The organism is Nodularia chucula CCY0103, assembly GCF_963923915.1.
GTDB classification, from domain to species: Bacteria; Cyanobacteriota; Cyanobacteriia; order Cyanobacteriales; family Nostocaceae; genus Nodularia; species Nodularia chucula.
In genome coordinates, this window is the sequence record NZ_CAWUOL010000023.1 from 43,161 (window position 1) to 58,197 (window position 15,037).

Below are 15,037 nucleotides of genomic sequence, written 5' to 3' on the forward strand. Positions count from 1 at the left end.
AAATTTAGTGTTTTCTGACCTCTTCTATTGTGACGATTAGTAGCAAAGGTGGTAAATAATGGAAATTCCCATTGACATTCTCTGGAGTCAGGTGCTGAAGCGCTTACAGTTAGAATTATCCCGTCCCACCTTTGAAACTTGGATAAAAACTGCTCACGCCGAGCGATTAGAAGATAATTGCTTAGTAATCGTCACTCCTAACCCTTTTGCCCGTAATTGGTTACAAAAATATTACATTAACACCATTGCCAATGTAGTCCAAGATATTTTGCATCATCCGGTGGAAATCTACATTACAGTTGCTGAGGGGGGTGAATTTAGTAATTTGGAGCAACTAGAAGTACCTTGGGATTTACCTAGTGAAGCGATGATTACGGAGAATTTACCAGAAAAAAAATCATTCAGTACACATTTAAATCCTAAGTATGTATTTTCCCGCTTTGTGGTCGGTGCTAACAATCGTATGGCTCACGCAGCAGCTTTGGCTGTGGCGGAATCACCAGGGAAAGAGTTTAATCCTTTATTTTTATGCGGTGGTGTAGGTTTAGGGAAAACTCACCTGATGCAAGCCATTGGCCATTACCGCTCTCGGATTTCTCCCAATTGTAAAATATTTTATGTCTCTACAGAACAGTTTACTAACGATTTAATCACAGCTATTCGTAATGATAGTATGCAAAGTTTTCGGGAGCATTACCGGGCGGCTGATGTGTTGTTAGTGGATGATATCCAGTTTATTGAGGGTAAGGAATATACCCAAGAGGAATTTTTTCATACTTTTAATACCTTACATGAGGCTGGTAAGCAAGTGGTGATTGCTTCTGACCGTCCCCCTAATCAGATTTCTCAGCTACAAGAGCGTTTGTGTTCTCGGTTTTCTATGGGTTTAATTGCTGATGTCCAAACGCCAGATTTAGAAACGAGAATGGCAATTCTTCAGAAAAAGGCGGAATACGAAAATATTCGTCTCCCCAAAGATGTGATTGAGTATATTGCTTCTCACTACACCAATAATATTCGGGAGTTGGAAGGAGCTTTAATTCGCGCCCTAGCTTATATTTCTATTTGGGGTTTACCGATGACGGTGGAAAATATTACCCCAGTTTTAGAGAGACAAAGTGAGAAGGTTGCAACTACCCCAGAGGTGATTTTATCGGTGATTGGTGATACTTTTGCCATCTCAATTGCCGATTTGAAAAGTAATTCCCGCAGACGAGAAATTAGCTGGGCCCGTCAAATTGGAATGTATCTGATGCGCCAACACACTGAGTTGAGTTTACCGCGCATTGGGGAGGAGTTTGGCGGTAAAGACCATACAACGGTGATTTATAGCTGTGATAAGATTGCCCAACTGCGGGAGAGCGATCGCACTTTAGCACAAACCCTGCGTCAATTGAGCGATCGCATCAACATGAACAGCAGACAACAACGCCAATAAATTACAAAAAAAAGGGTGTGGGGTGTAGACTAGCAACAATAAAAAACTTTAGTTCTGAGTTGAGAGCTTCAGTTAAAAAAAGGATATTGTATCGAGACGTATACCGAGATACTCCCTCTCAAACTACTAGCTACTAGTCAAAATCCTCTGAAACGCAAAAAATTGTTTTCCACAACCATCACTGGCATAATTGTGAAGCAGTTCACAAAAAATATTAAGGAAAGTATAAAAACTGATTAAGATTAAATTCATATCTGGAAAACTTCCATCAACTATGACTCCTCTGGGGAAAAACTCAGATAGTTTTCCACAAGTTTTCCACAATTTCCACAGGTAAATAATTTTTGATTTTTTCCTCAAGTAAATAACCAATCTCTAATGAAATTAATTTGTACCCAAAGCGATCTTAATACCAACCTTTCCCTAGTCAGCCGCGCCGTACCATCACGTCCCACTCATCCCGTCTTGGCGAATGTACTGCTACAAGCAGATGCTCAAACCAACCAAGTTAGTTTAACCGCCTTTGATTTGAGCTTAGGTATCCGTACCAGCTTTGAAGCTGAGGTATTAGAATCCGGCGCGATCGCCCTCCCTGCTAAACTACTTGTAGATATCACCTCCCGGCTACAAGAAGGAGAACTCACCTTAGACGACGAATCAGCCCTAGAAGCCGAAACAGCCACAGGGGAAGGTCTAATTGTCACCCTCACCCCCAAAAGCGGACATTACCAAGTCCGAGCCATGAGCGCTGAGGAATTTCCGGAACTGCCGATAATTGAAAACACAGAAGCCATTGAACTCACCACAGCCGCCTTAATTGAAGGATTACGCGGTTCACTATTTGCTACCAGTGGTGATGAAACTAAACAGGTATTGACAGGAGTACATTTAACTGTTAAGCAAGACACCCTCGAATTTGCCGCCACCGATGGCCACCGCCTCGCAGTTATAGAAACCACCAACGAGCGCCCCTTGGGAGATCAAAATCAACTAGAGGTGACAGTACCAGCCAGAGCCTTACGGGAACTACAACGGATGTTAGCTCATAATGCTGCCTCTGATGAAGCGATCGCCCTATACTTAGATCAAGGTCAAGTAGTCTTTGCCTGGCAGAATCAACGCTTAACTAGCCGCACCTTAGATGGGCAATATCCCGCCTATCGCCAACTAATTCCCCGCCAATTTGAGCGCCAATTAACCATCGAACGCAAGCAATTAATCAGCACCCTGGAGCGGATAGCCGTCCTCGCCGACCAAAAAAATAATATTGTCAAAGTCAGCATTAACAGCGCCGCCCAGGAAATAACGTTATCCTGTGAAGCTCAAGATGTGGGAAGCGGGAGAGAATCAATCCCAGCCCAAATCTCTGGGGAAGATATCGAAATTGCCTTTAACATTAAATACTTAATGGAAGGGTTAAAAGAATTACCATCTACCGAAATTCAAATGCACCTCAATCAAGCCCTGACACCAGTAATTTTTACCCCCCTGGGAGGTTTGAAAATGACCTATTTAGCTATGCCGGTACAACTGAGAAATTAGCCTGAAGTTGAGAAACAGGAATTTCAATCCAAAACTCAGTTCCTAAATTTGGTTCGGAATGACATTCAAATATTCCGTGGTGTTTATCCACCACAATTTGGTAACTGATTGATAACCCTAAACCCGTACCTTGTCCTACAGGTTTAGTGGTAAAAAATGGGTCAAATATTCTGTTCTGCACAGATTCAGGGATTCCCTCGCCATTGTCGCTAATGCGAATCACCACAGATGGGAGTTGGGAATTTAATTTACCTACCCCAGTGCGGATCGTAATTTCACCATGAGCAGAGTGTTTGTGATGTTGAATAGCATCAACAGCATTGCTCAAAACATTCATAAACACTTGATTAATTTGTCCGGCATAGCACTCTACCAATGGCAAATCACCGTATTGTTTAATTACCTCAATATTCGGCATTTCTGGTAATGCTGTTAAACGATGCTGTAAAATTAACAGTGTACTATCAATGCCCTGATGAATATTTACAGCTTTCATTTCTGCCTCATCCAGTCGGGAAAAATTGCGTAAAGATAACACAATCTGACGGATGCGATCAACCCCCATTTTCATGGAAGCTAAAGTTTTGGGTAAATCCTCCCTGACAAATTCCAAGTCTATTTCTGCCGCCAGTTTTACAATTTCTGGATTAGGACGAGGACAATATTGCTGATAGAGTTCTAACATCCTAGCTAAGTCTTTTGAGTATTCACTGACGTGGGCTAAATTGCCATAGATAAAATTCACAGGGTTATTGATTTCGTGAGCCACACCCGCCACCAATTGACCCAAACTAGACATTTTTTCAGTTTGGATTAGTTGAGTTTGAGTTAGTTGTAAATTCCGCATAGCTTGCACCAGTTGCTCTGCTTGCTCTTGGCTTTGATTCAGCAACTCAGCTTGTTGTAATGCTACCCCTAATTGATTGGCAATTTGAGCAATAAATTGAATTTCTGAGGTTTCCCACTCACGGGGAGCAGTGTTTTGATAGGCTGCTAACAAACCCCAAAGTTTTTGCCCAATAAAAATTGGTGCGATCGCATAGGCTTTCGCTTGTAGTTTTTCTAATAATGCAATATGACATTCAGAGTGTCCCACTTGATAAATATCATTGACTGCGAAGGTTTCATTGTGGCGATATCGTCCCCCCTGGGTTTCTTGTAAATAGGAATCTTGCCAAACTGTATTGACATCATCAGTTACCAGATGTACCCAATCCTCACCCACAAAATCAGCGATAAACTCACCACTCCAGTCAGCTTCAAAGCGGTAAACCGCCACCCGATCTGCTGCTAAAGATTTGCAAACTTCTTGAGTCGTAGTCTCGAAAATTGCTGTTATATCCAGAGATTCCCGGATTTTCGCCACAACTTCAAACAATACCCCCTGTTGTTCTGCGGCTTGTTGTAAATCTAAAGTCTGTTCTTGTGTTTGTGCGAGTAATTCCGATTGTTGCAGTGCTACCCCTAATTGGGCGGCGATTTGACTTAAGAAATTAACTTCTGAGGTTTCCCAATGGCGCGCACCCGAATGATTATAAGTCGCCAGCAACCCCCATAGTTTTTTCCCGACAAAAATCGGCGCAAGCACAAAAGCTCGAATATGAAATTTCTTCAGATTTTGGAGATGACATTGACTGAAGCCCATTTGCTCAACATCATCCACTGCAAATGTCTCTTTGTGGCGGTAGCGCCCTCCCTTTGTCTCTTGTAAGTAACTATCATTCCAAACGAAATTAACTCCTAGCTGGGAATCATTTAACCAGGGACAACTAGCAGCTTCAAAATCACCAACAAATTCACCACCCCAATCAGGTTTAAAGCGATAAATAGAAACCCGTTCAGCTTCAACTAACTGACAAACTTCTTTAGTAGTGGTTTTAAAAATAGTATCAGTATCCAGAGATTCCCGGATTTTAGTAATCACACTAAAAACAGCCTGTTGTTGTTCCGAGGTTCTTTGCAGTTCCAAAGTGCGCTGTTTGACTTGATCTTCTAAGTTAGTGTTAAAGGCTTGTACTTGTTGATATAGTTGACGCTGTTGAATTGATGATGCAAAAATATTCCCAATCTCTGCACCTAGTTCAACTTCTGTAACAGTCCACTTTTGCGGTTGTGATTTTTTAAATTCTCGCCAAATATCAAAGGACAACCGGGGATATGCTTGTCTAGAATCGGTGTCAAATTCACCAGCCCATAGGGTCTCTGTATCTATGGCGTTGCGGAAAATACTTAAGTAGCCAACCAACTCCTGACGATATACCAGGGGAATCATCAAAATGCTGCGGATTTGCGTTTCTCGGAAAGCAGGTTGTAAACTCCTTAACTGGGGAATTTCATAGAGGTCTGTAATTGGCCAAACATCATATTCACTCAACTTATAATGTTCATGCCAAACACTGTACTGCTCCATTAATGGATATATACTTTTTTCTGGAATCAGGGGTTGCTGACCACAGGTATAAATTTTAATGCAATTTTTTTCGGATCTGAAGCATTCTGCTAAAGTGGAAATTTGCTGATTTTGGAAATTAAACGCTTGGTCTCTAATACACAACCGACCACCAGAACCGTTAAAGGCGGCAACAGCTGCTTCTAATGCTGGCTGTAATACAATAGTGGGCAGTGAATGGAGTAAAGTAGAAATACGGTTAATAATTTTTTCCCGTTCGGCTTTTTCACGAGCTTCTGTAAAAATATTACTTTGGGCGATCGCTACCGATAATTGATCCACCACCATTTGCACAGCGTCTAACTCATAGCCTGAAATCTCCCGTGACTCAGAATTATGAGAAGCCAATAACCCCCACATTTTACCTTGATCAAAAATAGGGGCTACGACAGAACACTTCACCCCCATTGCTGTTAAATATTCTATGTGACAGGGATCTACAGGGCGATAACGGATATCCTCTCCTACATTTTCGCCATTTTCCAATTCTCGCAAACTACTGTAACCAATCTGTTGTGTTTCTACATTGACTACAGAACGCACCTTTGAATTGATAAATAGGTCACGCGCATGGGGCGGAATGTCATCAGCCGGAAAATTCAACCCTAGCAACGATGGTAATCGCTGTTGATGAATCGACTCAGCAATAACTTGACCGCTACCATCGGGATGAAATTTGTAAATCATTACTCGGTCAGTTCCCAGCAATGCACAAACTTCCGCAGTAGTCGCCGTGATAATTTCTTGTAACTCTAATGTTTGGCGGATACGATTTGTAATCCGGCGCAGCACACTTTCTTGATTAATACTTTCCGGCAAATTTCGTTGAGATATATGTGTCATTGCTGTTAATTAAAGAATTTTTACAAAAATTAATAATAAAATCCTCTAAATATAAAAACATTATGTAATTTTTTTACTGCTTTTGTCCACAGTACAACCACGGGAAAACTATTGCTCAAAATTAATTTATATATATCATTCCTAGTTAATTTCTGTGGGCGTAGCCTGGGTTTTGCGCCTACAATTCAAAAAGCTGTTTCCCACTCCCCACTCCCCTTGATGAACGAAAGATGATATTAGTCAAAAGCAGAGATGATCTGCCCTTGACTATTTATCTGTGCATTAACGCACCAAAAAAATTAAACTTTTACACTATTAGTAAAGCGAATTTTCAGATAATCTCCTTCCATTTTAGCTCCCCCTGGTTGTAGTGCTGCCAAAGCTTGTGGCAATACTAGATTCCGGCGATGGTTGCCAATGGTGATAGTTAATTCATCACCAACTTTGCTGAGTTGAATTTGGCTTTTAGGAATGCCAGGTAAATACAATTCTAAACTATATTGGTTTTGCTCTTGCACAACTCTAATAGTGGTTTCTTTGTAATATACCTGCGTGGGGTCTTCATCTTTGTAGAGAGTATCTTTCAACCTTTCTAAAGCTGCTAAACCACACATTTCTTCAGAAAAAAGTGGCACTTCTTTTACAGGCAGAGGTAAAAAGTTATCATGTATTTCTTGGCGATATTGTTCCTGATTTTCTTTCCAACGTTGGAAAAATGGATCTGTAACTTCTTGGGGAATGATGCGATTAGCAATGACTAAATCTGTAGCCACATTGTACAGACTCAGATAAGCATGGGCGCGCAGAGATTCCTTAATTACCATTTTTTCAGGATTTGTGACGAGGCGCACTGAGGTTTGAGTATTATCAGTTAATACTTTTTCTAGAGCTTCAATTTGCTCATAAAACTCATAAGGTGCATCCATCACTTCTTTATCTGGGAGTGAAAAACCGACAATTGGTTTAAAAATGGGTTCCACTAAAGGCCGCAGTGCTACGGAAATATTTTGGAATGGCTTGTAAAAGCGTCGCATATACCAACCGCCCACTTCTGGTAAACTCAGGAGGCGTAATGCTGTCCCAGTGGGTGCGGAGTCGATAATTAAGACATCATACTCGCCTTCATCGTAATGGCGTTTCATCCTCACCAAGCCAAAAATCTCATCCATACCTGGTAAAATGGCTAGTTCTTCGGCTTGAACTCCGTCTAAACCCCTGGCTTGTAAAACTTGGGTAATATAACGCTTCACTGCACCCCAATTTCCTTCTAGTTCTTGTAGTGCGTCCAGTTCTGCACCCCAAAGGTTGGGGCGAATTTCTCGCGGTTTATGTCCCATTTCTAGGTCAAAACTGTCTGCTAAGGAGTGGGCGGGATCTGTACTTAAAACCAGTGTCCGATAGCCTAGTTCTGCACAACGAAGTCCAGTCGCTGCTGCAACGGAGGTTTTGCCTACGCCGCCTTTACCTGTCATCAAAATTACGCGCATGGATAGTTCTGTCCTGTCTGAGGATTATTTACATTTATTTACATTATCTACTGTTTGCCAAAAATAAGTGCTGCTCTAGCATACATAGAAGAGAGAAGCGGTTTGCTAATTTGCCAGTCAGAATATCAGGACAATTGGGAGTGCGGAATGGGGAAAAAATGCTGTTTGATGACATCTAGGGTTGAACAGTGCCAATAATCTATGTGAGAAATAATCAAGTTTTCGGGATTTACTGTCAATTCACTCCAGCCAGAAATAGAAATTCGGGGTTTCCAAGGTAGGGGTGTATTCCAGTTTAGTGTCCACTGGGTTTTAATGATATTTTCTACTTGTTGAATATCATGTACTTCCATTTGGGGATTAATAAACCATTTCTGAATAAATTTAATCATTTGCTGATAGCGTTTCACTCCCCGAAATTTATTTAAGGGATCTTGAAAATAAACGTTTTCGTGATAAATGCTATAGGTTTGATTAGAGGGAAATCTTTGATAGTCTTCTTTGAGGATGGTAATAATATCCATAAGTTATTTGGTTAAAATCATGAATAAATAGGAATGTTATTCTATAGGAATCATACTTGATTGATGAAAAATCTCAGTACAGCGTAAAAAGGCTTTTCCCCACTTCCCACTCCCCACCTACGCAAATCGTTTTAAAAATCAAAGCGTATTACTATAGTTTAATCTCGATTTGATTCCAGAGCCTTTCTAATTGCCGTTGCCAAGCTGTTAATAGTTGTTCTCTGGCTTCTGGAGTTTGGTTAATTTCTCCTAATAATCCTTCTGTATAAAAACGGTCTAAATTTTGCATTGTGGCTTCGAGGCTTTGTCCTTGCTGTTTTGCTGTTTGGATAATCTGGCGAAGGCGATTTTCAATCAGACTATTGAAGACATTATCTAATCCGGCTTCGTATAAGGATATGAGTCTGGCGATCGCATGGGCAAAATCTCCACTGACTAAAGTTTCCGTATTGTGGTGATATACAGCCCAAATTACACCATCAAATAAAGCGTAGCGGACTTCTTGGGTTTCATCAAAGTTAGCTTCTAAAAACTGAGTTAAAAACGGTTGGGCTTCTGAGATCGGGATAATGGGTAGGAGGATTCTTAACCATGTATAATCTTCAGAAAGCAGGACTAACAGCCGAAAACTGGCGGTGTCTATTTGCCACGAACCAGGGGCGATCGCTTGAATTTCTGCTGTCTTAAATAGTTGGCTGAGTGTACCGGCAATTTCTTCTGGTGTCATGGTTTATAGCTGGGGACTGGGGATTGGGGATTGGGGACTGGGGATTGGGGACTGGGGACTGGGGATTGGGGATTGGGGATTGGTTTATTTTCAATTCTCTAATATCTAAGGTAACGCGTGGGCTTGTTCATATCAGTAGGTGTGAGGATGGCGTAGTGGGAGAAGAAAGAGCATATTGGCTGGCTTGGACGGGAATTTCTGGAGTTGGGCCTGTGTTACTGCAACGATTACATGAACGTTTTGGCACTTTATCCACAGCTTGGAATGCTACGACAGCCGAGTTAAAACAAGTTCCTGGCTTTGGTGGGCAAACTTTAGAAAAAGTCGTGACACAGCGATCGCGCTTAGATCCAGAAAAGTTACTCATCCAACACCAGCAAGAAAACCCTCATTTCTGGACACCCGCAGACGCAGATTATCCTCGATTGTTACGAGAAACTCCCAACCCTCCGCCAATTTTGTATTATCGCGGTGAAGTGGAATTACAGGAAAATTTAGGACAAAAACCTTTAGTAGGGATTGTGGGGACACGGAAACCTTCAGATTATGGTATCCGTTGGACGCGGCAAATTAGCACAGCTTTAGCTAAAAATGGTTTTACCGTGGTTTCGGGGATGGCGGAGGGAATTGATACAGAAAGCCATTTAGCGACAATGAAAGCCGGCGGTAGAACGATCGCAGTCTTAGGAACTGGTGTAGATGTGATTTATCCCCACAAAAATCGGGATTTATACAAACAGATTTTGAGTCAAGGGTTAGTTGTAAGTGAATATCCCGCCAAAACTCCACCAGATCGAACACACTTTCCCCGACGGAATCGGATTATTGCAGGTTTAAGCCGTGCGACTTTGGTGATGGAAGCCCCTGTGAAGTCTGGGGCGTTAATTACTGCTACTTATGCGAATGAATACGGTAGGGATGTTTACGCACTCCCCGGAAGAGTTGATGATTACCCTTCTCAAGGGTGTTTAAAATTGCTGAACCAAGGTGCTTCTTTGGTTTTGAGGGAATTAGACGAACTGTTGAAAATGCTGGGAGCTATACCAAAAATTGATACCATTGAAACTGAACCGATTCCACAACAGTTAAATCTGCCGGATTTATCACCAGAATTGCAACAAGTCATGAATGCGATCGCCTGTGATATCGTAACTTTTGATCTGGTTGTGCAGAAAACAACTATGAATACTGGTTCAGTTTCTAGTGCATTATTGCAGTTGGAACTCATGGGTTTAGTTTCCCAACTTCCCGGAATGCGCTATCAGAAAATCTAGCAAGAAATCGTCTTATAGCTGGGGAGTAGGGAGTGGGGTAAAAGGCTTTCGGTGTCTAACTTTTATGATCAGTTTATGTCCTAACGTCTATGCGTAGTGCTATAAAGATGCATAAATACAATTTAACCAGAAATCCGGTTCCCCTCCTCGCTTGCGGGGAGGGGTTAGGGGTGGGGTCTTATGACACAAACGAGAATTTACCGACTTGTGTGTACACCGTAGCCTCGCTTGCGGGGAGGGGTAGAAATAATATGCAGCCTTACAAATAATTGGTCTTAATTATCAAGAGTTATTCTGGAATTAAAAACTTGGCTACAGTTTGTACATCCTTATCACCCCGCCCAGAACAGTTGAGGACAATTCGCGGACTACCAGTTAGTTGAGGACATAGAGTTTCTAAATAGGCGATCGCATGAGCAGTTTCCAAAGCAGGTATAATCCCCTCTAGGCGAGATATGCGCTGGAACGCTGCCAAAGCCTCGGCATCAGTGACGCTGTAATATTCAGCCCTGCCCATATCCTTCAAATAGCTATGTTCTGGCCCTACCCCAGGATAATCTAAACCTGCACTGATAGAGTGCGCCTCAATAATTTGTCCTTCTTCATCTTGCAACAAATAGCTCATTGCACCATGTAATACACCAATCTGTCCTTTTGTCAAGGTAGCAGCGTGTTTTTCTGTATTCACACCCTCGCCGGCGGCTTCCACCCCAATTAACCGGATAGAAGACTCATTGACAAACTCATGAAATAAGCCCATCGCATTGGAACCACCACCCACACAAGCAATGAGAATATCCGGTAAACCGCCCCACTTTTCCATTGCTTGGGCGCGAGTCTCTACACCAATCACAGCATGGAAATCTCGTACCATCATCGGGTAAGGATGGGGACCAGCCACAGAACCCAAAATGTAGTGAGTCGTTTCCACATTCGTCACCCAATCACGGATAGCCTCAGAAGTGGCATCTTTCAGGGTTCCGGTTCCCGCTTCCACCGGACGGACTTCCGCCCCCATCAAGCGCATTCTAAACACATTTAATGCTTGACGTTCCATATCGTGAACGCCCATGTAAATCACACATTCCAGCCCAAATCGAGCGCAAACCGTGGCTGTGGCGACACCGTGCTGTCCTGCACCTGTTTCGGCAATAATTCTTTGCTTACCCATGCGCTTCGCCAACAATACCTGACCCAGAGCATTATTAATTTTATGAGCGCCTGTATGATTTAAGTCTTCCCGCTTTAAATAAATTTGCGCTCCTGTACCATCTGGGCGGGCATAATGATCTGTGAGGCGTTCAGCAAAATACAACGGTGTGGCGCGTCCTACATAGTCCCGTAGTAGCTGTTGTAGTTCTGCTTGAAAACTAGGGTCATGGCGGTATTGCTGATAAGCTGTTTCTAATTCCGCTAAAGCCGGCATCAGTGTTTCCGGGACGTACTTACCGCCAAAGCGTCCAAAGCGTCCTTGGATGTCGGGAACCTGAGTATTAAATTGGAAATTTGGAGAGAGGGGTGTGGTAGTCACGGAAAATCTTTGATGACAGGATAGATGTAATTATTATAAAAGCAGAACTTCAATACCAAAAGGTTTTTAACTCACTTCCTCCTCCCCAGTCCTACCTAAAATTTTTTCTTCATTAAAGGTTTTATGTCTTCTGATAAATCTTCCAACAAACGCTTTGTCTACCGCGAATTTGGTAATGATAACTCGGCGGCGACAGAAAGAGGGACTCCGGAATTACCTCCTCAGCAGCAAAACCTGAAGGTGCAGGCTTCCCGCAAGGGACGCAAGGGTAAAACGGTGACGGTAATTAGCGGTTTTCAAACTAAGCCAGAAATTTTGGCTGATTTAGTCAAACAGTTGAAAAGTCAATGCGGTAGCGGTGGTACTGTCAAGGATAACGAAATTGAAATTCAGGGCGACCATAAACAGAAAATTCTCGATATTTTGACTAAGTTAGGTTACAAAGCCAAAATTAGCGGTGGGTGATGGGTACACTTACGGCGGAAAAGGTTAATCTGGTGACAGTGAAACTCTCTAATTTCTATAGGAGTTGCTATTTCATGTTTGTTAGCATAGCCTGTGCTATGAGATAAAACAAAAAAGTTTTTCCTACTCCCCAGTTCCTACACCCGATAACTATAATATTAAAAAATATTAAGTTTATATTGACTAATTAGCCTTTGATCCCACTGCAAATATCCCCATATTTTGGGCGACAAATTGCACTCTGAACATGATATTGGTATTAGAGCGACTCAATCTCTATCTGTCAGTTAATCACTATTATGGGGTTTGCAAACCTACTGATTGCAGAGATGGCAACAGACTACAGGAATACTGTAGAAAGAGTGTTTTCTCTGTATAACCAACTGGAAATTGCCCATAAGCGCCAAAAGACTGATTTGGCGTTACAGAATGTAAAGGCAATTCTTGCCCATATCGGAAAATTCCCAAAGGTCGTCACTCAGACAAACTTAAATCAGTTAAGGAAGATTTGGGGCTTTGGCTAATGGCAAAAATAATTACTGTCATTAGACATGGAGATTGAGCATCGTTTTATTAGCTATGTTGAGCGTCAAAAATTTTAAGGGGAATCATGTTTAGAAGATTAATTAGCGTTGTTGTTGCTACCATTTTGCTGACATTTCAGTTGGTTGTCGGTAGCGCCACAGCCTTAGAACTGGATGAAGCTATCAGAACAGTACCATTAAATGCTCAAGGTGATCAGGTTGTACTTAGCCTGAAACAAGTAAAAGAAGGTAAACGCTTATTTCAATACGCTTGCGCTCAATGTCATGCTGGGGGTGTTACCAAGACTAACCAAAACGTGGGACTAGAACCAGAAGCCTTAGCACTAGCCACTCCAAACCGGAATAATATTGTGGGTCTGGTGGACTATATGAAAAATCCTACTACCTATGACGGTGAAGTGGAAATTTCCGAGTTACACCCCAGCATTAAGAGTTCAGATATTTTCACAGAAATGAGAAATCTGACAGAAGATGACTTAGTTGCGATCGCTGGTCATATTCTTTTACAACCAAAAGTAGTTGGGGACAAGTGGGGAGGCGGTAAAATTTATTACTAAACTCTTCATGGATGACTGAATTTCTGGGTACTGAGTACAGATAAATGGCTGGGGTTGAAGACTGGGGATGATTAAATAGAAAAATTCTAGTCAATTCCCTATCTCTCATCCCCCACCCCAAATATACTCAGGACTCAGGAATCAAATTTAGTCTCCGTCAGGACTAGAGGAATTTCTTATCTCCAAAGTGAGGTACAAAAATCCACAAGATTTACTCATAATTTAGTCCCAATTGTAAAAAAAAAATTTTATCTACGACAGATTGTCATACTTTGGTGTTGATTTTATTTAAAATGGGAGAGGGAAAATAAAAACTATAGTTAGGAGAGTGCCATGAAATTGTTTGCTGCAAGCTGGCGACGTTTGACTTTATCTGTGTTGACAGTTCTTTTAGTTGTTAGCAGCTTTGTTGTTTTCACACCCAGCGCTTCAGCTGAAACCTTCCAAATCAAATTGGGTAGTGACAAAGGAATGCTGGCCTTTGAACCACAAAAATTGACAGTCAAAGCAGGAGATACAATTGAGTGGGTGAACAATAAAGTTCCTCCCCATAACGTTGTGTTTGATGCGGCGCTAAACCCCGCCAAGAGTGCTGATTTGGCAAAAAGTTTGTCTCATAAGCAATTGCTCATGAGTCCTGGTCAAACCCAAACCACCACAATTCCCACAGATGCACCTGCTGGTGAATACACCTTCTATTGCGAACCTCACAGAGGTGCTGGTATGGTTGGTAAATTAATTGTCGAAGGTTAGAAGTCGCTTTTTTTCAGTTTTTCTGCATAATTAGCTAAAACTAGCAAGCCTTACCCATCAAATGGGATGAATAGCGGTAATGAGTCTTATTCCTACCGAGAATGTTGAATTTTTTTGGTAATAGAGAAATAAACTTGTTACCGCTAACTGTTCCGGAAAATTTTTAACTTATAGCTGGGGAGTAGGGTAAAAGTCTTTCGGTGTCTAACTTTTATGATCAGTTGATATTCTAACGTGTATGCGTAGTGCTATAATTACCAATCCCTAATGCCTCTTTTCCTGGGTAACGCTACGCGAACAGAAGCATTATCAATTACGAATTATTTTGACTCTATTTGAGAAACTCTCTGCTCTAATTCATTAACTTGTTGCTTTAATTCCACAAATAAGGTAGCTAACTGATCAAACATTTGCTGTTGTTGGGATAGGTTACGTTCAGCATCATTTCGCTGTGGTGGGGTAAGGGAAGTTGTTCCTGATGGAAACTTAGCAATTTGATTTAACTGAGACTCGACTCTAGTTAAACGCGACTCTAAACGATTGAAATCCACTTGTAAATTATTAAACCGAGATTCTATTTGCTGTGATGATGCTGGGTGGGACAAGAAACCCATCCACACAATAATTACCACAACTACAGCTAAAATTAATCTGCGAAACATGAAATTAACTGTCTCCTATTTATAGCTAGGGATTGGGTATTGGGGACTGGGGACTGGGTATTGGGGACAGATTTCTCCCCACACTTCCCACACTCCCCACACTTCCCACACTCCCCACACTTCCCACACTCCCCACACTCCCCACACTTCCCACACTCCCCACACTTCCCACACTCCCCACACTCCCCACACTTCCCACACTTCCCACACTCCCCACACTTCCCACACTCCCCACACTTC

At 42.0% G+C, this 15,037-nt stretch carries 13 protein-coding genes and 1 pseudogene; 7 read left to right on the forward strand and 7 right to left on the reverse strand.

The window, feature by feature from the left end:
- The first annotated feature begins 58 nt into the window (after positions 1–58).
- Positions 59–1,438, forward strand: a complete 1,380-nt coding sequence (gene dnaA / locus ACM0OP_RS09265; protein ID WP_414528114.1) for a chromosomal replication initiator protein DnaA — start codon at positions 59–61, stop codon at positions 1,436–1,438.
- Positions 1,439–1,816: 378 nt separating this feature from the next.
- Positions 1,817–2,980 (forward strand): DNA polymerase III subunit beta, encoded by a 1,164-nt coding sequence (gene dnaN / locus ACM0OP_RS09270; RefSeq protein WP_414528115.1) that lies wholly within the window; start codon positions 1,817–1,819, stop codon positions 2,978–2,980.
- Here the strand turns inward: dnaN and ACM0OP_RS09275 are convergent.
- The 4 genes from ACM0OP_RS09275 to ACM0OP_RS09290 form a co-directional block, all read right to left on the reverse strand.
- The gene (locus ACM0OP_RS09275) at positions 2,955–6,272 is read right to left on the reverse strand and encodes a GAF domain-containing protein (protein WP_414528116.1); all 3,318 of its coding nucleotides are present in this window, start codon (positions 6,270–6,272) and stop codon (positions 2,955–2,957) included. The genes dnaN and ACM0OP_RS09275 overlap by 26 nt on opposite strands.
- 299 nt (positions 6,273–6,571) lie before the next feature.
- Entirely contained in the window at positions 6,572–7,759 is a 1,188-nt protein-coding gene (locus tag ACM0OP_RS09280) for a TRC40/GET3/ArsA family transport-energizing ATPase (protein WP_414528117.1), read from the reverse strand.
- A gap of 125 nt (positions 7,760–7,884) precedes the next feature.
- Positions 7,885–8,283: a DUF2358 domain-containing protein gene (locus ACM0OP_RS09285; protein WP_414528118.1), complete on the reverse strand. Its 399-nt coding sequence runs from the start codon at positions 8,281–8,283 to the stop codon at positions 7,885–7,887.
- Between the two features lie 151 nt (positions 8,284–8,434).
- A complete protein-coding gene (locus ACM0OP_RS09290) occupies positions 8,435–9,010 on the reverse strand; it encodes a hypothetical protein (RefSeq protein WP_414528119.1) in 576 nt (191 codons plus the stop codon).
- A gap of 155 nt (positions 9,011–9,165) precedes the next feature.
- Between ACM0OP_RS09290 and dprA the strand changes: the two genes are divergently transcribed.
- On the forward strand, positions 9,166–10,284 hold the full coding sequence (gene dprA / locus ACM0OP_RS09295; RefSeq protein ID WP_414528120.1) for a DNA-processing protein DprA: 1,119 nt from the start codon (positions 9,166–9,168) through the stop codon (positions 10,282–10,284).
- A 289-nt stretch (positions 10,285–10,573) separates the two neighbouring features.
- Here dprA and trpB read toward each other — a convergent pair whose 3' ends face one another.
- Complete coding sequence (trpB, locus tag ACM0OP_RS09300) at positions 10,574–11,815, reverse strand: tryptophan synthase subunit beta (protein ID WP_414528121.1); 1,242 nt, start codon at positions 11,813–11,815, stop codon at positions 10,574–10,576.
- A gap of 123 nt (positions 11,816–11,938) precedes the next feature.
- Here trpB and ACM0OP_RS09305 point away from each other — a divergent pair, with 123 nt between their 5' ends.
- The 4 genes from ACM0OP_RS09305 to petE all read left to right on the forward strand — a co-directional run bounded on the left by ACM0OP_RS09305 (position 11,939) and on the right by petE (position 14,135).
- A complete protein-coding gene (locus tag ACM0OP_RS09305) occupies positions 11,939–12,280 on the forward strand; it encodes a translation initiation factor (protein ID WP_414528122.1) in 342 nt (113 codons plus the stop codon).
- A gap of 329 nt (positions 12,281–12,609) precedes the next feature.
- Positions 12,610–12,804 (forward strand): hypothetical protein, encoded by a 195-nt coding sequence (locus ACM0OP_RS09310; protein WP_414528123.1) that lies wholly within the window; start codon positions 12,610–12,612, stop codon positions 12,802–12,804.
- An 86-nt stretch (positions 12,805–12,890) separates the two neighbouring features.
- The gene (gene psbV, locus ACM0OP_RS09315) at positions 12,891–13,382 is read left to right on the forward strand and encodes a photosystem II cytochrome c-550 (protein WP_414528124.1); all 492 of its coding nucleotides are present in this window, start codon (positions 12,891–12,893) and stop codon (positions 13,380–13,382) included.
- A 333-nt stretch (positions 13,383–13,715) separates the two neighbouring features.
- The gene (gene petE / locus ACM0OP_RS09320) at positions 13,716–14,135 is read left to right on the forward strand and encodes a plastocyanin (protein ID WP_414528125.1); all 420 of its coding nucleotides are present in this window, start codon (positions 13,716–13,718) and stop codon (positions 14,133–14,135) included.
- Positions 14,136–14,455: 320 nt separating this feature from the next.
- Here petE and ACM0OP_RS09325 read toward each other — a convergent pair whose 3' ends face one another.
- On the reverse strand, positions 14,456–14,797 hold the full coding sequence (locus tag ACM0OP_RS09325) for a hypothetical protein (RefSeq protein ID WP_414528126.1): 342 nt from the start codon (positions 14,795–14,797) through the stop codon (positions 14,456–14,458).
- 25 nt (positions 14,798–14,822) lie between these two features.
- Positions 14,823–15,037 (reverse strand): annotated as a pseudogene (locus ACM0OP_RS09330) (hypothetical protein); the annotation flags it as partial.

Excerpts from the sequence above, each read along its gene's own strand:
- petE (WP_414528125.1), top strand. The coding sequence starts at position 13,716 with ATGAAATTGTTTGCTGCAAGCTGGCGACGTTTGACTTTATCTGTGTTG.
- ACM0OP_RS09310 (WP_414528123.1), top strand. The coding sequence starts at position 12,610 with ATGGCAACAGACTACAGGAATACTGTAGAAAGAGTGTTTTCTCTGTAT.
- dnaN (WP_414528115.1), top strand. The coding sequence starts at position 1,817 with ATGAAATTAATTTGTACCCAAAGCGATCTTAATACCAACCTTTCCCTA.
- ACM0OP_RS09285 (WP_414528118.1), bottom strand. The coding sequence starts at position 8,283 with ATGGATATTATTACCATCCTCAAAGAAGACTATCAAAGATTTCCCTCT.
- dnaA (WP_414528114.1), top strand. The coding sequence starts at position 59 with ATGGAAATTCCCATTGACATTCTCTGGAGTCAGGTGCTGAAGCGCTTA.
- ACM0OP_RS09290 (WP_414528119.1), bottom strand. The coding sequence starts at position 9,010 with ATGACACCAGAAGAAATTGCCGGTACACTCAGCCAACTATTTAAGACA.
- ACM0OP_RS09275 (WP_414528116.1), bottom strand. The coding sequence starts at position 6,272 with ATGACACATATATCTCAACGAAATTTGCCGGAAAGTATTAATCAAGAA.
- ACM0OP_RS09305 (WP_414528122.1), top strand. The coding sequence starts at position 11,939 with ATGTCTTCTGATAAATCTTCCAACAAACGCTTTGTCTACCGCGAATTT.
- ACM0OP_RS09280 (WP_414528117.1), bottom strand. The coding sequence starts at position 7,759 with ATGCGCGTAATTTTGATGACAGGTAAAGGCGGCGTAGGCAAAACCTCC.
- ACM0OP_RS09325 (WP_414528126.1), bottom strand. The coding sequence starts at position 14,797 with ATGTTTCGCAGATTAATTTTAGCTGTAGTTGTGGTAATTATTGTGTGG.
- psbV (WP_414528124.1), top strand. The coding sequence starts at position 12,891 with ATGTTTAGAAGATTAATTAGCGTTGTTGTTGCTACCATTTTGCTGACA.